The following is a 19,562-nucleotide window of genomic DNA, read 5'->3' as shown; positions in this document are numbered from 1 at the left end:
GAGCCTGCGCTTACCACCCGCCAGCTTGCCGCCAACCCCCGCAAGAGGGATGATCTCAACCCACGGGCCGCCCCGATGGCCCTTTTGCCCGCCTGGAGACCCCATGCTCAGGTTTCAGTTGCCCACCGGCGAGGGATTCGGCTCCGACTGGGTTGCCCGCAACGCCCACACCCTCGGACCCGATGGCCACCCCCTCCGCTCCACCATCACCGTCAGCGACCACCAGCTACAGGTCGATCGCCGCGAGATGATCGCCGTCTCACTCGCCCTCCTCTACCCCGTCGGCGACCTCGGCGAACTCACCCTCCAGACCTGTCTCCTCCCCGATCGAGATGAGCCCTACCGCCTGAGCATCGAGCTCGCCCGACACCGACTCATGCTGCTCTACACCATGCTCGAAGAATGGTCGATGTTCGACCTCCCCGAGCAACACCCCGTCCACCGACGCTCGATCGAAGCACGCACCAACTTCATCGAAGCCCTCAGCCAGCAACACGATGACCCCGCCGCCGCCGACCACTACGCCAACCTCGCCCTCATCGCCGCACTCGACGCCACCGAAGAACTCGTCCTCGCCCACGCCGAACTGCTCCTCGACCGACGCATCGCCGCCGAAAAACTGCCCAGCTACCTCCTGGGCATCGGCGTCCCCATGGCCCACGACTCCGATCACACCACCAAACTCCTCGCAGGCATCAGCTCCCTCGTCGCCATCCAGTCCCCATGGAACGCCCTCGCGCCAGTCGAAGACGACAATGCCTGGGACGACATGGACCGCTGGGCCGAATGGTCCAAGCAGAAAAACATCCCCCTCGCCGCCGGACCCCTCATCAGCTTCGAGCCCTCCCACGTCCCTGACTGGGTCTACATGTGGGAGCACGACTACGAAACCCTCCGCGACCTCATCTACGACCACGTCGAACGCGTCGTCACCCGCTACAAAGACACCGTCTCCGTCTGGAACGTCGTCTCCGGACTCCACGTCAACCAGAACTTCCCACTCTCCTTCGACCAGGTGATGGACATCACCCGCACCGCCACCCGACTGGTCAAACGCCTCCAACCCTCCTCTCGCGCCCTCATCGGGATCCGCGAGCCCTTCGGCGAATACTACGCCGCCAACGTCCGCTCCATACCCCCAGCCCTCTACGCCGACCTCGTCGTTCAGGCCGGGAATGTCTTCGATGGCTTCTCCCTCCAGATCCTCATGGGCCAGGCCCGCTCCGGCCAGTACTGCCGCGACCTCATGCAAATCGCCACCCTCATCGACCGCTTCGGCACCCTCGGCAAACCCCTCCAACTCGTCATCGGCGTCCCCAGCGCACCCGTCACCTCCGAGATGATCAACGACCCCTCCTCCGACCTCCCCGCTGACGCCCACGCCGGAACCTGGCGCAAGCCATGGAACACCGTCGTCCAGGGACACTGGCTCGAAGCCGTCACCCAGATCGCCGCCTCTCGACCCTTCGTCGAAACCGTCCTCTGGAAAGAAGCCGTCGACCACCCCGACATGTCTCTCCCCCTCGCCGGGCTCCTCTCCGAATCTCTCGAACTCAAACCCGCCGCCGCTCGACTCATCGAACTACGCAAACGCCTCAAACTCAAACGAGCCACCGCGTGAACACCCCCCCAACACCATCCAACGCCAGGTGGCACGCTCGACTCATCGTCATCGCACTCCTGCTCCTCGCCCACACCACCGTCACCGCCGCCTGGTGGCAATACCCAATCCCCGTCAACGACATCACCCCCGCCCCCGCCGGCATGGTCATCAACATCAACACCGCCGACACCACCACTCTCCAGCTCCTCCCCGGCATCGGCCCCAAACTCGCCCAGGCCATCACCGACCACCGCGAAGCTTTCGGCGACTTCCAATCCCTGACCCAACTCGACAACGTCCCCCGAATCGGCCCCAAAACCATCCAACGCATCCAACCCTGGGTCCGTCTCAGCGATCAGTGACGCCCTCTCACGCACGCCGCTAGCCCCAGCAAAAGACCGAATCCCGCCGGCTCCGGAACGGTGCTGGCCAGAATCGCATCAAGCTGAAGGCTCGTCAGCCCCGAGTTGTGGTGGAACAGAATCGCGTCGATCTCAGTCAGACCCTCTCGCCGACCTAATCGGAACTCAAGCGGCATCCCGACGTGCACCTGATCAATGTCGAACTCGCCGCCATTCTCCCAGCGAAAACTGCCATTACTCGACACGTTCTCGGTCACGTCAGGATCAACCCCAAAATCATCTGGCGTAAAGAAACTGTCGGATGATCCGCTGAACCCGCGCGCCAGGTAGTAAGCCGTGTACTCACCCGCCTCACCGAACACCAAGTCATACAACGCCAGCGTCTCGTGACTGCTCGAGTCCGAACGACTCCCCGTTGGTGCCTTGATCACCGCGCCACCCGACGCCTCATCAACCTGCGCCAGCATCCAGATGTCACCATCCTGATCTGGATCACTGATCGCCGTGAAATCCTCAGCCTGAATCACGATAAACGCCCCAGGCGGCAAATCCGGCGGGCCACCCCAATCCTCTGGCGGAACATAGTTAAACCACGAAGCCCCCACGTCACCCGTCGTCAACGGCTTCCGCACAATCTGAGCAAACGATAACTCATCAGCCCCAACATCAAACAGCCCGATCCTCGCCTGACCATCCATGTCCTCTGTCACATAACCAGACGACGCCCCGTCAACCGCAGGACTCCCCGCCGAAGGACGCCACAACCCATCAGCCCCCAGCACCAGTTGAGGGTCCACCTGACTGATCCCCGGCCGCGTAGCAATCCCCAACGCCGCCCCATGAGCAATGTTGTTCTCAAACACGTAACCGCTGCCCTCCGACCCCTCAAACAACGGCGCATGCGCGCTCGAGATCAGGTTCGCCGCGATCGTTAGGTCCTCAGGCAGCAGCGAACGACCACTCGACCCGATTCCCCAGTCAAACGTGATCCCCGCACCCTTCACATTCACGATCGTGTTGTGAGCCATCAGCACATTCTTCACCTGCTGATAACCGTTGAGTTGCGAGTTCGGAATCCCAGCCGCAAACGAGATCGCACCGTCCGCCTGATCATCCACATCCGCGATGTAGTTGTTGACGATCACGTGATCCTCACCCACCACACGGATCCCACCCGAGTTCTCAGCACCCTCACCGAGAAAAAAATTGCCCTCAACACGGTTGCTGTTCCCATGCCGGAGCGTCAACGTCCCCTTCGACTCCCGGAACGTGTTGTAACGAAAGATATTGTCATCCGACTTGCTCGAGATGATCTCGATCTCGCCGTCAACACGCTCAAACAGATTGTTCTCCACCACGATCTGCGCACTCACCAGACTCGTGTCACTGTCTCCCAGACGGATCGCCTCAAAGCCGTTGTCCCACCCCTGCGGCCGATCGCCAAAGTGATTCGAATCAATCCGGTGCAACGCCGGCTTCATCGCCGGGCTCTCATCCAGCCACGCCACAATCTGAGGCCCGATGTTCCGCTGATCCAGAAAACTGTTGTTGTCCACACGGTTGTTCTGACCATAAAGCGACACATAGTGATACTTGTCGTTCAAATCCTCAGGGTTGTACGACTCGATCACCGAGTTGGTGAACCGCGAGTTCGTCGCCTCCCCCAACGGCCCGCGAAACTGCACCACATGATCCGAGTTCTCGATCGTCCCGCCCAGAAAGTGCAGGCCATCCACCACCAGATGGTCACCCGAGATCCGCAGCGTCGACAACCCGTTGAGCACCACACCCCCAGGCGTCTGCGCCCGAAGTGTGATCGGGTTCGCAGCACTCCCAATCCCTGCAAAATCAATCTCCTGATCCGTCCACACCCCGTTCGACATCACCAGCGTGTCACCCGGCTGAGCCGACTCCATCGCCGTCTCTATTTCGTCTGCGGACGACACACTGAAAATCGTCGCCGACGACGAACCAGCAAAAAAACAACCACTCAGCACCACCGCGGCCACTTCGTGCCCCATCAACCGGTAAGTCTTCATCCTGCACGTACCTCTAGAAGTGAGAACCAGATCGTCAAGGCCATCAGAATCACCGCCGAAGCAAAACCTCTCTCAACACACGCATCAGAATCGGGCGGGTTCACTGAAACACCATCGAGATCGTGAAACACGAATCGCAATAACCCCACCATACACCTCAAGTGATCCGCATCGAAGCCATCTACCACAAAAATCAGCGTTAATTACAGTGTTAATTCAACAGGCCACCCCCGCATAAGCGACTTCTCCCCCAGCCTCACGGGATCAACCCAAAGGGGCGCACTGATAATTAATCTGTGAAATAACTGTGACAATCAATCGCCGCGAGCAACGCCTTCCCCTCACCCCGCCTTCATCACCCCAGCCCGACGCAGCCGCGTCGCCACCACCGTCTTCACCGGCGATGTCAACGCCGAAAAATCACGCTCCGACCGCACGGGAGGGGAGTCGCTGAACGTCAACGGATCGTCTTCCAGCATCGTCCCGATGTGCGCCCGACCCACGAAACTCGTCCCCAACGGCACCTCAAGACTCCGCGCCCGCACCGAGCCCCGGCACGTCCCGCCCTCCAGAATCAGCGCCGCCCCGAACACCGTCGCCTCCCCGTCATACTTCCCCGCGATCGTCAGCGTCCCGCACACCACCTCACCGATCATCCCCGACCCCGCCTCCACCCGCACATGACCCATCGTCGAAACATCCCGCCGCGTGTCACGACGGATCATCACATCCTCAAAAACAAAATGACGCGTGCATGTCGGACACGTCGCCGAAACCGCCCGCGTCGACACATCAAAACCGCGCCCGCACGTCGGACAACTCACCCAGCGCCGCTCGCGCGGTTCCGGTCGTCTCGTCGTCCTACGACCCAGGGCAGGCTTGATCGGCATCGCTCAGCGCAGCTCCACAGAGACAGCGTCCCGCACGAAAGCCCCCGGCGGCATCGAATCCGCCGGGGCGCTCACAACCATCAACAAATCAAAGAAAATCCGCTCAGGCCGCCTGAGCAGAGTCCGCCTCGGCCTGACTCTGCTGCTGCTGACGACGACGCTCCAGCAGCGTCGCCACAGCACTCGGCACCGTTCGCACGCTCTCATCGCTGTGGCTCTCTCGCTGGCCACTCGGCCGCGAAGCCTGCTGCTGACGACGACCATTCATGTGAGCCTCCGCCGCTTCCATCGCGTTCGGGCTGACACACAGTTCGCCATCGAACAACGCGCCCTCCTCGACCTGAAGCTGCGGGGCATAAATACGACCCTTGATCCGGCAGCCCGACAGCAGGTGCACCGCCGTCTCAGCCACGATCACCGCCTCGGCCTCGCCGGACATGATCACCGCACCCGCGACGATCGTCCCGCGTACACGAGCCGAAGAACCAACCTCAAGTGACCGCGTCACCCGAAGCTCGCCCTCGAACTGACCGTTCAAAATAGCGTCGTTGTCGATCGAAAGATCACCGGCGATATGGCAGTCAGCGCCGAGGACCGTGCGGTTGTTGTTCTGGGCTTCGGATGGCATGGGGTCAGACTCCTTCTGGCTGGGGTACGAAGCCGCGCGGCTCCGCTGGCAAACCTCCGTATCGGACACCCGACCTCCACCACACCCGCACACAGACTTCTCGGACCTTCGCAACAAAACCAACCAACACCCATCCCCTCTTCATCTGTATGACCCCCAAAACACAAACCAAGCGTGTCACGAGCCAGAGGCGCAAGCCTCTGGGCCCATCCCCTCAAACACAACCCACCCACCTAGCCGCCGCAAGCGCAGCCACCCCCCAAACACCCATAACCCCGACCCCGTATCCTGACCCCATGGACTCCCGCGACCACCGACGACTCCGTCAGCAACTCATCACCGACCAGCTCCTCGGCGTCGATGCCGTCCCCATCCGTGCGCACGAAACAATCACCCCACCCGTAACCCCCTCGACCGAAAAATCCAAAACCAACACTGAGCAACATTCAGCCCCGGCGCGCGCACAAAGCAACGTATCTAACACCGTTTCACCACGTTTGATTGACGAGTCGGTCCCGATGCAAACGCTTACACATCCCCAAAAACTCGACATCCTGCAGTCTTTGAGCGCCCAGGTCAGCACCTGCACCGCCTGCGGGCTCGCCGCTGGCCGCACTCAGACCGTCTTCGGCGAAGGCAACCCCGACGCCGACATCATGTTCATTGGCGAAGGCCCCGGCCAGAACGAAGACGAACAAGGCCGCCCCTTCGTCGGCCGCGCTGGCCAACTCCTCGACAAACAGATCGTCGCCATGGGCCTCGAACGATCAGAAGTCTATATAGCCAACGTGGTTAAATGCCGACCACCCGGCAACCGAAACCCTCAGGCCGACGAGGTCGAAGCCTGCTCGGGCTACCTCAAAAAGCAGATCGAGACCATCCAGCCCAAAGCGATCGTCACCCTCGGCGGGCCCGCCGCCAAGCTCATCCTCGCCACCGCAGAAGGCATCACCCGCATCCGCGGCACCTGGCACACCTACCCCGCCTTCAACCCACCCGTCCCCGTCATGCCCACCTTCCACCCCGCCTATCTCCTGCGTTCATATACAGTTGAGAACCGAAAGAAAGTCTGGTCCGACCTCTGCGCCGTCCTCGAAAAACTCGGCCGCACACCCCCCGCACCCCCAAAACCCGCCTCCTGATCTCACTCCACCACCCGCGGGCCCCGCGCCCGCAACGACCGCTCCAGCCAGCCAACCGCCTGCCCATGATCGCTAAGCACAGCGTGCACAAAGACCCGGGGCGGCCACGGCCCATCCCCCAGCGTCTCAAACCGGTCGCCCGTCAGCGTCGTCGTGATTCCAGCCGCCTCCAGCCGCGTGATCAACTCAACGTTCGCCGCCGCCAGATGATTCGTAAACACAGAAAACAGCTTGTGTTGCGCCGGATCCGCCGCCACCCAATCGACAATCTCCTCCCACTGCCCATACGTCGCATCCAGCAGATGAACCTCGTTGATGTGCTCGCCCACACCGCCCACTGCCAGGCACCGCCCGATGGCCAGATACGCTCCCGAGTGTCCCGCCAGCACGATCTCACCCAACTCAGGACTCACCCCTTCCACGGCTAGGTGTGGCAACACCTCGTCCATCAACGACTTAAGGCCACCATCATCCCCCAGCTTCCCCGCTGAGGAGTCCGGCACGTCATAAGGCCCCTGCGGAAACACCAGCACCAGTTGACGCCCCGAGTTGACCAGTTGCTCCCGCAGCCCAAACTCCTCGACCGATCGCCTGACATGGTTGCCGTGACCATGGAAGTACACCAGCACATCCACCGTCTCGCCCGGGTGATACCCCTCTGGCGTGAAAATCATCACCGTCGAGTCCGAATAGTGCTCCTCCGCCGAATAAAAAGTCTCGCGTCGCGTGTATCCCGCCGACCGCGAAGCATGCGGGAACGGGGCAGAATCAAGTTCAACATAGACTGTGTGACCGATTGAGGCTGTGCGCTCGGTCTGAGCGATGCCCATTGGGCTCAGCACGCCCAGAAGGACCCATAAAAACAGGGCCAAAGCGGTGACGGTCAGGGGGAGTGTGCCGCTGTAAGTTGCAGGATGCTGGTTCATGGGGTTCAAGCTCGCCTGTTCAGGGACCCGATCTAGTGGGTGGGAGCGATGCGCTCCCGCTGAGGTGTGCTATGGGACAGATTACATCAGGGGTCGGTCTGATCAGCGGAATCGATACCGCCAGCCTGATCGATCAGTTGATCAGCATCCAGACCGGTCCGCGCCGGCAGGTCGAGCAGCGCAACGCCATCCTCCAGGCCCAGTCTGTCGCTTTTCAGGACATCAACGCCAAGCTGCTGTCCTTTAAGTCCAGTGCCTCTGAGCTATCACGCTCGACGGTCTTCAGGAGCACCAACGCCTCATCCAGTAACGAAAGCGTCGCCACAGCGACCAGCACGGTCAGTGCGACGCCCGGCTCCTACACCTTCACGGTCTCACGGCTGGTGCGCTCGCAGCAGACGATCTCCAAGGGGTTCAAGGACGCCGACGTGACCCCGTTGGCAGGCGGGACCATCAGCTTCGACCGCAACGAATCCCGATTGACCGCCAACACACGACTCAGCGTCCTCAATGGCGGAGAGGGAATCACCCGCGGGATCCTGACACTGACGGATCAGTCCGGCAGGACAGCGGACATTGACCTGTCCTCCGCAGTCAGCCTTGAAGACGTCATCAAGGCCATCAACACCAACACAGGCGTGAGCGTCCGGGCCTCGATTGCCGACGACGGTCTGAAGCTGTCCGACATCAGCGGGGGCAGCGGGACGCTGACGGTGATCGAATCCGAGACCGCAGCGAGCCTCGGACTCTCCGTCAGCGGCGGGGTGGACAACAGCAACGCATCATCCGCCAACGGCACCCTTGTCTCCGCTCGGCTCAACTTCCTGGGCCGTGATTCGCTACTCACCAGCCTCAACGATGGCAACGGCGTGCGCGTGGACAACGGCGGCTCGGACCTCAAGATCACCGACCGCAACGGCACGAACTACAACGTCGTGCTCGAAGAGGCTGGCAACCTCGGCGACGTGATCGATGCGATCTCTGCGGCCACCGGCGGGAACGTCACCGCGAAGATCTCCGATGGCGGGGTCCGCGATGGAGCCAGTCTCACCCTCGTCGATAACACCGGCGGGGTGGGCAATCTGGTCGTCGCCAACGGCGCGGGGAGCCAGGCCGCGACCGATCTTGGGTTGGTGGCCAATGTGGCATCGGACGAGGTCACCGGCGAACGCCTCCTCGCCGAGCTGGGTTCCAAGCTGGTCAAAAATCTCCGTGGCGGGCAAGGGTTGAACCTCACTGACTCGATCCAGGTGACCAACGCCGCGGGCTCCAGCGTGAGCTTTGACCTCAGCGGGGCCGATTCGATCAGCGATCTGGTGGATCAGTTCAACACCGCGACCTCGGGGCTAGGTGTCACGGCGGCGGTCAACTCGGCGGGCAACGGCCTGACGATCACCGACGCTTCGGGCGGTGCCGGGAGTCTTGAGATCACCGATCTGGCCGCGGGCGAGCTGGCCAGCCAGTTGGGCATCGACGGCACGCACATCAGCAAGACGGTCAACGGCGGGAACCTTCAACTCAAGTACATCTCCGAGGCGACCCGGCTCGACAAGCTCAACGTGACCCGCGGGCAGTTCACCGTCACCGACAGTCTTGGTAGTTCGGCGGTCGTCGATCTGACCCAGGGCAACGAGCAGACGCTTGCCGACGTGATCCTTGAGATCAACTCCAAGGGGCTGAGCCTCAACGCGCGCATCAACGACAACGGCGACGGCATCCTTCTTGAGGACACCAGGGCCACGGGGGTTGCTGCGGTGCAGGCGATCACCGTCGAGGAGCGAGGGTCGAGTACCGCGGCAAACCTTGGCTTACTCGGCGAAGCGGATGACCCTGGCGCGGACTTCAACGGCTCGTTCGAGACCTCGATCAGCTTTTCGAGTCAGTCGCTGACGCTCTCTACCGATGTCGAGACCCTCAACGATGGCGACGGCTTGGGGAGTGTGACCGGCCAGAACGACATCAAGATCACGCTCAAGGACGGCACGGAGATCGAGCTGGACTACGACGATGTAGACGCGAGCTTCGATGGCGACGGCGGCTCGGTCAGCCTGCAGGACGTGATCGAGTTCATCGAGGCGGGTGTCGAGGCCGTGACCGGCAGCCGCAGCCTGACGATTGCCGTGAATGATGCGGAGACCGGCCTGATCGCGACGGACAACACCGGCGGGGGGGCGGCCCTGCGGATCGAGGCCATCAATGAATCGACCTTCGCTGAGGACCTTGGCCTTGTTGGATCGACCGACCCAGCGCTCAACGAGATCAACGGTTCGGTGATTGTGGATGTGACGACGCTTCAGGACCTGGCCACGCGGATCAACGATGCGGGAGGCCCGGCGATCGCGACGGTGATCAACGACGGCAATCCGGCGGGCGGGTTCCGGCTCAATCTGACGGCCCGCAACGCTGGAGAGGCCGGTGCTTTTGTATTCGACGACGGCGGGCTTGGTTTTAAGACCCAGACGCTGACTCAGGCTCAGGACGCGGCGGTGTTTCTGGGTGACTCGAAGGATGTGCTGATTACGTCGAGCACCAACTCGCTCAACAGCCTGATCCCGGGCGCGAGCATCTCGCTGACGGGCACCAGCAGCAATCCGGTCACGATCAACATCAACGAGGACACCAGCGCGATCAGCACGACGATTGGGTCGTTTGTTGAGAGTTTCAACTCGGTGATCGAGACCATCGATCAGTACGACGCGTTCGACACCGAGACCGAGGAACGCGGGCTGCTCCTCGGCGACTCGACGGTATCTCAGATCCGCAGCCGTCTGTTTAACTCGGTCACCGGAGCGAACGGCGAGTTGACCGGCTCCTTCCGGGCGCTGTCGCAGGTGGGGATTCGTATTGGCTCGGGCGGGGTCTTGTCGTTTGACCAGGAACGATTCGACAACGCACTGGAGCAGGACCGAAGCTCGGTGATCAACCTGTTCACTCAGCGGCGAACCGTTGAGAACGAGGAGGATGACACCACCACCGTCGTGCCGGTGGGTGTGATGGCGGAGATCGACGACCTGCTGGCCAACCTGACCAACGCGTTTGATGGCACCATCCAGCTCCGGACGACGCTCATCGGTGACCAGATCGAGTCGAATCGCAATCGTATCGTGGACCTCAACGAGGGGCTGGATCGTCAGCGAGCCCGACTCGAGGCACAGTTTTTTGCGATGGAACAGGCGTTGGCTCAGCTCCAGTCGCAGAGCTCGTCGCTGTCACAGATCCAGTCGATCGGCCCGCTGAACCTGACCTAGCGGTTTATCGGTCGTTGATGCCCGCGGGCTCACGAAGGGCCCTTGAACCTCCCGATAGCACGCGGGGTGTCGTAACCCCGCCCCCGGCCTCTCGCGGAAGAACAAGACGTGATCAGTAAGCCCAAAGGACCCAACCCGTACCTCCGCACCAAGGTGATGACCGCCAGCAAGGAAGAGCTGCGGCTGATGCTCTACGACGGCTGCCTGCGGTTCTGCCATCAGGCCAAGACCGGTCTGGAGGCGAAGAACTTTGAGCAGAGCTACGAGAACCTGGTCAAGGCCCAGAAGATCGTCCTGGAGCTATCGACGAGCCTGAATCGGGATGCGGCTCCTGAGATCTGCGACAAGCTCACCGCGTTGTACAACTACATCTACAAGCTGCTGATCGACGCCAACATGACCCGCGATGCCGCTAAAATCGAAGAAGCTGCCAAGCTGGTCGCCTACGAGCGTGAGACCTGGCAACTGCTGATCGAAAAGAGCAGCGGGGTTGACCAGCAGGATGGCGTGACGCCTCAGGCGCAGCAGACCGCGCTCGACGGTCTCTCCAAGAGCGCCTAAGACCCGTCAATCTTCTCTTCTAGACCGGGATCAGAGACCGACGGCAGACCGTGCACGGTCGAGCACTTCGCGTGCCTTGGCTCGCGCCCGTTCCGCACCGTCCTTGAGAACCTGCTCGATGTAGCCGGGGTCGTTCATCAACTCAGTTCGGCGTTGTCTCGCTACGCTAAAGCTTTCGAGAATCAACTCGAACAGTTCCTGTTTGGCGTGGCCGTAGCCGAGCCCACCAGCGCGGTAGCGAGCAGCGAGGTCGGCGGTTCGCGGATCGTCTTCGCCTGCGATCGCGCGGAAAACCTGGAACGTGGTGTCGGCCTCGGGATCCTTGGGGTCTTCGAGCGGCGTGGCGTCCGACAGTATCTTCATGATGCGCTTGCGGAGCGGTTTTTCATCCATGAACGGGTCGATGGTGTTGTCGTAGCTCTTGCTCATCTTCTGGGCGTCGATGCCCGGTAGGACGGCGGCCGCCTCACGGATGCGGTAATCCGGCAGCCGAAAGACCGGTTGATCCTCGGGGCAGAAGTGGTGGTTGAACTTCTGGGCGAGGTCACGGGTGATCTCACAGTGCTGGACCTGGTCCTTGCCGACCGGCACGAGGTCGGGATCGACGGACAGGATGTCGGCGGCCTGGAGCACCGGGTAGGTATAGAGGCCGATCGATGCCTGGAGCCCGCGGGCGACCTTGTCCTTGAAGCTGGTCGCCTTGTCCATCATGTGCTTGGGGCAGACGCAGCCGAGCAGCCAGGCGAGTTCGGTGACCTCGGGCACGTCCTGCTGGCGGTAGAGGCTCACATTCGCCAGCTCGGGGTCGAGCCCGAAGGCGATGTAATCGATCGCCACCTGGCGGATGTTGGCGCGCAGCACCTCGGGGTCCCGCACCGAAGTCAGGGCGTGGTAGGAGGCGATGAAGATGAACATCTCGTGATCGGCCTGCAGGTCGATGAACTGTTTGATCGCGCCGGTGTAGTTGCCCAGGTGCAACTGGCCGGAGGGCTGGATGCCGGAGAGCACGCGTTTCATGGGAGTCGAGTCGGTCATGGGTGGATGAGCTTAGCGAGTGGCATCCGCTGCGCGCACTGCACGGCAGAAAGTGGCGATCATCAGGATGTCTTTGTTCCCACGCGATGACTCCACGCCCGAGGAGACGTCCACGGCGTAGGGATGCACGGTGGCGATGGCGTCACCGACGTTCTCGGCGTTGAGCCCGCCGGCGAGGATGGCCGGCGGCCATCCGCCGGCTTCGGCGGTGTCGAGGAGCTGCGCGAGGTGATGCCAGGGCAGTTTTTTCCCGGTTCCGCCCCACGCTCCATCAGCTTCGGGCGGGGTATCCCACAGGATGGCCCGAACGCGGGGGTTGTGCAGCCAGTCGCCGTGTTGGGCGAAGGCATCATCGGTGAAGGGCAGGGCTTTGATGACCCGGTGGTCCCGGAGTTGTTCGAGGATCCCCGGCGACTCATGGCCGTGAAGCTGAATCGTGTGGATGCCGGTGGCCTCTGCGATCCTCCGGGTCTCCTCAGCGGGGTGGTCGGCAAACAGCCCCACCAGATCGACGAACGCCGGGACGGCCGCAGCGACGGCACGGGCCTCCTCGAGCGTTACACGCCGTGGTGATCCTTCAACGAACACCATCCCGATGGCGTCGGCTCCTGCGGCAACCGCCGCACGGGCGTGATCGGGCTGACGAATCCCACAGATCTTGATCCGGGTCCGCACGCTCATGACTCGACCAGCTCCAGCCGGGCGTATTGGAGGATCAGGGTTTTCGTGCCAGCGGTGTTGAACTGGACCCGGGCTTTGGTGTGGGCACCCGAGGCCGCGACATCGAGGACACGTCCGAGGCCGAACTGCGGGTGGCGGACGAGCGAACCCTCCGGGTAGGCGCTCTCCTGCATCATCGCGGAGCGTCGTTGGAGTCGCGCGCTGGCCGCGGAGAGGAAGTCATCGATCTCCGCTGACTCGGGCTCGACCTGGATCAGCTCTTCGCGCGGCAACTCGCTGAGGAATCGCGACGGGATCGTCGCGATGGACTGGCCATAACTGGCTCGGTATTTCGCATGAGTCAGGAAGAGTCGTTTCATCGCACGGGTGATACCGACGAACAGCAGGCGGCGTTCTTCCTCGATCTCGCGCTCAGAGCCTTGCGAGCGGTCGTGCGGGAGCAGGCCATCCTCGACGCCGACGATCGCGACTGTCGGATACTCCAGCCCCTTGGCCGCGTGCAGGGTCATCATCGTGACCGAGCCTTGATCCGAGGCCACGCCATCCACATCCGAGACCAGCGCGACCCGTTCGAGCAGGGCAAGCAGCCGGTCGCCAAGGTGCGGCGTTGGTTGGCCGAGTTCTTCAACCGTCTCCAGCAGGAAATGCTCCTCGAACTGCTGTGCGAAGGTGACCAGCTCGGCGAGGTTGGCCAGACGCTCGCGATCGGGGTCCGACTTGTCTTCAGCGTAGTGCTTGTGCAACCCGGATTCCCGGAGGACCTGATCGACGAGGTCACGGAGGCTCGCCGGGCGGTCGGCGGCGTCCGGTTGGGATGGATCGGTCCACGCACGCCAGCGTTTCATGCTGGTGGCGAACGCCTCGACGCTCGTCACCGCGCGGGTGCCGAGTTCCGCGACATCGTTCGGGCGATGCATCAGGTCGATGAAGCCCAGGTCGTGGCGTGTCGCTGTGGCCTGAATGGCCTTGACCGTTTTGTCGCTGATGCCCCGGGTGGGCGTGTTGATGATCCGCAGCAACGCGACCTCGTCCGCCGGATTGACGATCGCCTGGAGATAACCGAGCGCATCCTTGATCTCGGCGCGGTCGTAGAACGCGGTCCCGCGAGCGATCTGATACGGGATGCCCGCGTCTCGGAACGCCTCTTCCAGCACACGGCTGAGGCTGTTCATCCGGTAGAAGATCGCCATCTGGCCCCAGGCGACACCCTCCTCGTTGAGCTCTTTGAACCGATCGACGACCCACTTGGCCTCGTGGTGCTCATCCCGGCAGCGGGAGACCGTGACCGGTTCGCCGTCGGCGTTGTCGGTCCACAGGGCCTTGTGCTTGCGCGCCCGGTTGTTGCGGATCAGCGCGTCGGCGACACGCAGGATCACGGCGCTCGACCGGTAGTTCTGTTCGAGCCGAACCGTCAGCGCGTTGGGGAAGTGGCTCTCAAAATCGAGGATGTTCTGGATGTTGGCCCCGCGCCAGCCGTAGATCGACTGATCCGGGTCGCCGGTCACGCACAGGTTCTTGTGGCCCTGGGCCAGCAGCTCGGCGATGCGGAACTGGGCCCCGTTGGTGTCCTGATACTCATCAACCAAGATGTACTGGTAGCGTTCGCGCAGCTCCGCGGCGGCTTCGGGGACGCCTTCGAGCAGGTCGACGGTCCGCATCAGCAGGTCATCAAAGTCCAGGGCGTGATTCCGCTTGAGGACCTTGGTGTACTTGGTGTAGACCCGGGCGACGGTCTTGCGGTAGAAATCCTGAGCCTCGCGGGCGAAGGTCTCGGCGTCGATCAGATCGTTCTTGGCGGTGCTGATCGCTGAGAGCATCGAGGCGGGCGGGAAGTTCTTCGTGCTGATCTCCAGGTCGGAGAGCACCTCTTTCATCGCGCGTTTCTGATCGGCGGTGTCGTAGATCGAAAAACCGGGCGGCAGGTCGAGTCGTTCCGCATTGATCCGCAGCAGCCGGGCGCACAGGCTGTGGAACGTGGCGATGGTGACCGCCCGAGACTGACGCTCGGTCAGGAGCTGGCCGACACGCTCGCGCATCTCGCCGGCGGCTTTGTTGGTAAACGTGATGGCCAGCACGTTCCAGGGCGCGATGCCGACGCGCTCGATCAAGTGGGCGATCCGCCGGGTGATCACCCGGGTCTTGCCCGAACCGGGGCCGGCGAGGACCAGCAGCGGGCCATCGACGTGAACCACCGCCTCCTGCTGGGGCTCGGTGAGCCCGTCGAGAAGAGGGTCGAGGCCAGCGGTGTGTGGATCGAGGTCCGTTCGATGCATGCCGTCAGTGTAGCAGGGCCGGTTCAGCCTTCGGCGGGGTCGCTTAGGGCATCATCAAGCCCGATGCGGTGATCGATGAAACGCGGCCGCCAACCGGTGCGCTGAATGGTCGGTCCAGGATCGACAAACTTCGATCCGGCGCGACGGAGTGAAGCGGGGTCAATGCCCAGCTCGGCCTGCGCCTCGGCTTCGGTCATCACCCGAGGCGGGTCGACACCAAGCCGTGCGGCGAGGTCGCTGTAGTACGCCTGGCGAGCAGGGGGGTGGCCATCGGCACCGACCTCAATCCGGCCACAGGACGTGTTGAGCATGGCGTCAAGCAGCGAGACGGCATCCTCGACATGAATGAGATTGAGTAGCGCCTCAGGATCACCGATGAGCGGCGATTGATTCTTCACCGCCTCCAATCCGACGACACGACCGCAGCCGTAGATCCCCGCCAGCCGGAGCACGCGAAACGCATCGCCGCCAGCGAGCCATGAGTTTTCGCCATCGAGCAGTAGTTGCCCGCGAGTGTGAGCCGGTCGCGCGGACGTGTCAGCGTCAACACGTTCACCCGACGCCCCGCCATAGACCGCTGTGGATGACACCAGCACCGCACGCCGCACCGTTGCCCCTTTGAGTGCCCGCACCGTGTTGGCGATCCCTTCTCGCACCGTCACCTCAGGCCCCGGATGCGTTCGCGGCCGGCCCGGAGGAACCATGTAGGCGACATTAATGGCGGGCTCGTCGATCGCGGGTTTCAACGCCGTCAACGTGAGCTTCTGCGTGACATCGAGCATGAGCGGGCGCACGCCCAGTCTCGCCAGTTCACGAGCACGGCTCTCTCCACGGGTGGTGCCGTAGACCGGCTGCCCGCTGGCAATCAAACGCTCGGCGAGACGGCGGCCGAGGTAGCCGCAGCCGATGATGAGCGTGGCGGGTGTTGTCGTGGGCGCGTCGTGAGCCATCACCCGATGGTAGGGCATCGGATCAGTAGCCGTAGTCGTCCGACTGATCCTGCGAAAAAGCGATCGCCGTCTCGGCCAGCGGCCATGCGATGAGCCCGAGCATCACGACCCATCGGCCCAACCAGCCGATCAGCGGGAGGCTCGACAGAATCGGGATCACGCCGAGCGCTGCCCACGCGGTCAGGCCCGCGGTCAGAGTCAATGCGTGCCGCACCGACACCCCGCCGAACTGAATCCCGCTGAGCATCAGCATCCCGAGTACCGGGAGGGCCACGTCTTCAAGTCTTGCTTGTATCGGACCCGACCGTGTGATCAACAAACCAACACCAGCCGCAACAAGCCCGGCGCCAAGTGCGATCGCCAACTGCCCGGTCCCCGCCGCCTCGGACATCAGGCACAGGGCTCCGGTTGCGATGCCGGTGACGCCAACGGCTAACCCGCGATGCCGAGCCGTGTCACCACGCCCACGCAGCGCCATCAGCACCCGGATCATCAGCAGTGCTGCTGCGGGTCCGCCTAGCCATAGAGCCCGCTCCGCTTCACGCCAGCCGCGTGACGATTCAGCATCGAGATAAGGCGAGTCCACGACCGCGAGATACGGAATCACGGCGTACAGCATCACCCGCCCGATCCATACGACGGGTTCAATCTTGCTCAGACTCGACAGCAGGCCGATCACCATCGCTCCGGGCAGCACCGCGACCAGCAGCCAGTCGCGCTCGGTCGAAGGCGGCCAGTCCGGCATCCCCAGGATCGTCAGCCAACTCCAGACAAACGCCGCCGAGACGCCAAGCACAATCGCAGCGGCGGCCTTTCTCGGCATCAGCTTGCCGAGGAGCAGCGTCAGGATCAGCGTCACCACCCCAACCGCCACGGCCTGCGGGAGCACGCCCATCAAGATCCACTGCGGGTCGTCCGGCTGCATCACCAATCTCCAATGTCTGAGCCTCGTGCCCCCTTCGCTTGACGGGGGACTCGAAGCCTAATGCGGGGGGGATTATTGGCGGATGCCCTCGAAGCTGACATAGAGGGTCACGTCGTCGCCGATCCCGCCCAGGCCGTACTCCATGCCGAAGTCGGAGCGCTGGATGGTCAGCTCGGTGTCATAGCCCTTGTAGTAGTTGCCACGGGCCTCACCCTCGGCCATCTCGGCGAGGTCGAAGGTCACTTCACGGGTTTCGCCCAGGAGCGTCAGGTCAGCGGTGACACGCAGACCGTCCTCGATGGGCTCGATCGTCTTGCTCGTGAGCGTGATCTCGGGGTAACGGGCGACGTTGAAGAAGTCGCCGGAGCGCAGGTGGCCATCGCGGCGGTCGTGGTTGGTGTCGAGGCTCTCGGCCTGCACCGTGAAGCCGAAGCGCGACTGCTCGGGGTTCTCGCGGTTGATCGTGAAGCTGCCGTTGAAGTCGTTGAACCGACCCCACGTGAAGCTCCGGCCCGCGTGATCGACCTTAAAGACGATCGAGGTGTGAGCTGTGTCCAGTTCGTAGGTCTCCTGAGCCCAGGCAGGCGCGGTCAGGGCCATCACGGCGAGGGTCGTGACCATCATCAGGTTGCGAAGCATGGCGGGTCTCCGGTTCGTGGTATCAATCGTGTCCATCAACATTAGCCGTCCCGTGCTAACACCGCAGCGGGGCGGCTTATTCCTTGTTCCAACAACTATATTCCGGAACGCGATCGGCAGCAACCGCCATCGCGGGCGGTCGGCGAAAACCTTATGCTTTCAGGGCCTAACCGGGAGTCCCGCATGAGAACACAGGTCTACGCCGACGAGTACCGATCGCCCAAAGCCCTTGGGGGATGGGTGGTCGTCACAACGATCGCCACCTATGTGACGCTGCTCCCCGCGACGGCGCTTGATGCCATCGGCAGGCAGCAGTTCCCGCAGACGTGGGATGATCTCGACGTCGAGTACGTCTCCGATCAGGAGGCCCTGTTGGCAACCCTGATGGGTTTCTGCTGGCTGCTCTTTCTCGTCGCGGCCATTGCCTCGATCGTGTTCTACTTCCGTTGGATGTACCGGGCGATCAAGAACAGCCACGCGCTGGGTGTCCGTGGCGTGGCGGCGAGCCCACACGGTGCCTGGCTCTGGCACCTGGTCCCGTTCGCCAACCTCGTGATGCCCTTCAGGGTGATGAAGCAGATCGCTCTGGCGGCGAGGGAGGACACCGGCGACATCGATCACCTCTCCGACCCGACCCCCAGCCGCGTCGCGATCTGGTGGGCGATGGTTCTGCTTGGCGGGCTCTGCGACGGCATTGCCAGCACCATGATCGATCAGAACAACGCGCAGGCGGCGATGATCTTCAGCGCGTTTTCTGTAGTGGCCGGGATCACGTCGGCGGTCTATCTCATCGGTATGGTCCGCGACTACTCGCGCATGCAGGACGAGAAAGCCGAGGTCGTCTTTGCTCAGATGCAGCAACAGAAAGCGGACGAGGTCAACCTCCCGCCGAATCTGGGGGGCGGGCGGTATCGGGGGTTGTGATGGTGAGAAGCTACACCCCCGAAGACTATCTTCCTCACGGCGAACTCAGCCGCTGGGTGGCCATCACTACTTGGCTATACATTGCCATGATGCTGCTAAACCTCATGGCTCTGCTGGCTGCATCGCTTATTCTGGGAGACAGCGCCTACACCCATGAGCCTGGCACGCAGCCGGAGTCCGCATTGTCCATTGGGGTGGCTCTCGCCACGCAGATCACAGACTGGATCACGCAGATCGCTTACCTTTTCGCGGGCATTGTTTTTCTGGTCTGGTGTCACAGGATCGTCACTAACCTGCTCGCTCTTGGAGACAACTCAGTCCGTACTTCACCGACCATGGCCTGGGTCTGGTGGCTGATTCCGATCGCCTGGTGGTTCGTTCCATATCTGATGATTCGACGAGTGGTCAGGGCATCCACACCCGAAGCAGATGGTGTTTACAGTGTTGAGCACACACTTGCTGATGCTGTGAAGTGGTGGATACTTGATCTTCTTCAACCGGTGTTTTACATGATCGTCTTCACCGTCACGATGGCTTACATGCTTGGCAATATCGCGTCTGACCCGGATAGTCTTATGAACAGGTTTGTGAGTTATGGATTCATCATGCTGCTGCTTCAGTCAGGAGTCATTCTGATACTCGAAGTGCTTGCTTGTTTGTATTGCCTGAGAGTCATCGCAAGTATCTCGATAAGGCTTCAGCAGCAAGCAGAGCGGGTCCTGGATTGGTACTGATA

Annotated in this window: 17 protein-coding genes; 7 read left to right on the top strand and 10 right to left on the bottom strand. The window is 62.4% G+C overall.

What is annotated here, in order from left to right:
* The first annotated feature begins 103 nt into the window (after positions 1–103).
* Positions 104–1,621: an endo-1,4-beta-xylanase gene (locus RIG82_04425; GenBank protein ID MEQ9460178.1), complete on the top strand. Its 1,518-nt coding sequence runs from the start codon at positions 104–106 to the stop codon at positions 1,619–1,621.
* Positions 1,618–1,965 (top strand): helix-hairpin-helix domain-containing protein, encoded by a 348-nt coding sequence (locus RIG82_04420; protein ID MEQ9460177.1) that lies wholly within the window; start codon positions 1,618–1,620, stop codon positions 1,963–1,965. Before RIG82_04425 ends, RIG82_04420 begins: the two co-directional genes overlap by 4 nt.
* Here the strand turns inward: RIG82_04420 and RIG82_04415 are convergent.
* The 3 genes from RIG82_04415 to RIG82_04405 all read right to left on the bottom strand — a co-directional run bounded on the left by RIG82_04415 (position 1,959) and on the right by RIG82_04405 (position 5,522).
* The gene (locus RIG82_04415; protein MEQ9460176.1) at positions 1,959–3,986 is read right to left on the bottom strand and encodes a polysaccharide lyase 6 family protein; all 2,028 of its coding nucleotides are present in this window, start codon (positions 3,984–3,986) and stop codon (positions 1,959–1,961) included. The two genes, RIG82_04420 and RIG82_04415, sit on opposite strands and share 7 nt — an antisense overlap.
* A gap of 359 nt (positions 3,987–4,345) precedes the next feature.
* Positions 4,346–4,894, bottom strand: coding sequence for a polymer-forming cytoskeletal protein (locus tag RIG82_04410; GenBank protein MEQ9460175.1), 549 nt, complete (start codon positions 4,892–4,894; stop codon positions 4,346–4,348).
* Between the two features lie 103 nt (positions 4,895–4,997).
* Positions 4,998–5,522: a polymer-forming cytoskeletal protein gene (locus tag RIG82_04405; protein ID MEQ9460174.1), complete on the bottom strand. Its 525-nt coding sequence runs from the start codon at positions 5,520–5,522 to the stop codon at positions 4,998–5,000.
* A 296-nt stretch (positions 5,523–5,818) separates the two neighbouring features.
* Between RIG82_04405 and RIG82_04400 the strand changes: the two genes are divergently transcribed.
* Complete coding sequence (locus RIG82_04400; GenBank protein ID MEQ9460173.1) at positions 5,819–6,664, top strand: uracil-DNA glycosylase; 846 nt, start codon at positions 5,819–5,821, stop codon at positions 6,662–6,664.
* 2 nt (positions 6,665–6,666) lie between these two features.
* Here the strand turns inward: RIG82_04400 and RIG82_04395 are convergent, their stop codons facing one another.
* Positions 6,667–7,590 (bottom strand): hypothetical protein, encoded by a 924-nt coding sequence (locus RIG82_04395; GenBank protein ID MEQ9460172.1) that lies wholly within the window; start codon positions 7,588–7,590, stop codon positions 6,667–6,669.
* 71 nt (positions 7,591–7,661) lie between these two features.
* Between RIG82_04395 and fliD the strand changes: the two genes are divergently transcribed.
* Together fliD and fliS are read left to right on the top strand one after the other, a co-directional pair.
* Positions 7,662–10,838, top strand: a complete 3,177-nt coding sequence (gene fliD / locus RIG82_04390) for a flagellar filament capping protein FliD (protein MEQ9460171.1) — start codon at positions 7,662–7,664, stop codon at positions 10,836–10,838.
* Between the two features lie 108 nt (positions 10,839–10,946).
* Positions 10,947–11,399 carry a flagellar export chaperone FliS gene (gene fliS, locus RIG82_04385; protein MEQ9460170.1) on the top strand — a complete coding sequence of 151 codons (453 nt, stop codon included), beginning with the start codon at positions 10,947–10,949 and terminating at the stop codon, positions 11,397–11,399.
* Positions 11,400–11,429: 30 nt separating this feature from the next.
* Here the strand turns inward: fliS and trpS are convergent, their stop codons facing one another.
* From trpS to RIG82_04355, 6 genes are all read right to left on the bottom strand, one after another.
* The gene (trpS, locus tag RIG82_04380) at positions 11,430–12,434 is read right to left on the bottom strand and encodes a tryptophan--tRNA ligase (GenBank protein ID MEQ9460169.1); all 1,005 of its coding nucleotides are present in this window, start codon (positions 12,432–12,434) and stop codon (positions 11,430–11,432) included.
* Between the two features lie 12 nt (positions 12,435–12,446).
* Positions 12,447–13,115, bottom strand: a complete 669-nt coding sequence (locus RIG82_04375) for a phosphoribosylanthranilate isomerase (GenBank protein MEQ9460168.1) — start codon at positions 13,113–13,115, stop codon at positions 12,447–12,449.
* Positions 13,112–15,388, bottom strand: a complete 2,277-nt coding sequence (locus RIG82_04370) for a UvrD-helicase domain-containing protein (protein MEQ9460167.1) — start codon at positions 15,386–15,388, stop codon at positions 13,112–13,114. The genes RIG82_04375 and RIG82_04370 overlap by 4 nt, the downstream gene beginning before the upstream one ends.
* Before the next feature lie 23 nt (positions 15,389–15,411).
* The gene (locus tag RIG82_04365; protein MEQ9460166.1) at positions 15,412–16,338 is read right to left on the bottom strand and encodes an NAD-dependent epimerase/dehydratase family protein; all 927 of its coding nucleotides are present in this window, start codon (positions 16,336–16,338) and stop codon (positions 15,412–15,414) included.
* 22 nt (positions 16,339–16,360) lie between these two features.
* On the bottom strand, positions 16,361–17,263 hold the full coding sequence (locus tag RIG82_04360) for a hypothetical protein (GenBank protein MEQ9460165.1): 903 nt from the start codon (positions 17,261–17,263) through the stop codon (positions 16,361–16,363).
* A 72-nt stretch (positions 17,264–17,335) separates the two neighbouring features.
* On the bottom strand, positions 17,336–17,902 hold the full coding sequence (locus RIG82_04355; protein ID MEQ9460164.1) for a YceI family protein: 567 nt from the start codon (positions 17,900–17,902) through the stop codon (positions 17,336–17,338).
* Positions 17,903–18,085: 183 nt separating this feature from the next.
* Here RIG82_04355 and RIG82_04350 point away from each other — a divergent pair, with 183 nt between their 5' ends.
* Both RIG82_04350 and RIG82_04345 read left to right on the top strand, forming a co-directional pair.
* A complete protein-coding gene (locus tag RIG82_04350; GenBank protein ID MEQ9460163.1) occupies positions 18,086–18,826 on the top strand; it encodes a DUF4328 domain-containing protein in 741 nt (246 codons plus the stop codon).
* Positions 18,826–19,560 carry a DUF4328 domain-containing protein gene (locus RIG82_04345; GenBank protein MEQ9460162.1) on the top strand — a complete coding sequence of 245 codons (735 nt, stop codon included), beginning with the start codon at positions 18,826–18,828 and terminating at the stop codon, positions 19,558–19,560. Before RIG82_04350 ends, RIG82_04345 begins: the two co-directional genes overlap by 1 nt.
* Positions 19,561–19,562 lie beyond the last annotated feature (2 nt).

It is taken from the genome of Phycisphaeraceae bacterium, from assembly GCA_040222855.1.
Lineage (GTDB): Bacteria > Planctomycetota > Phycisphaerae > Phycisphaerales > Phycisphaeraceae > Mucisphaera.
This window is presented reverse-complemented; position numbering and strand designations above follow the sequence as displayed.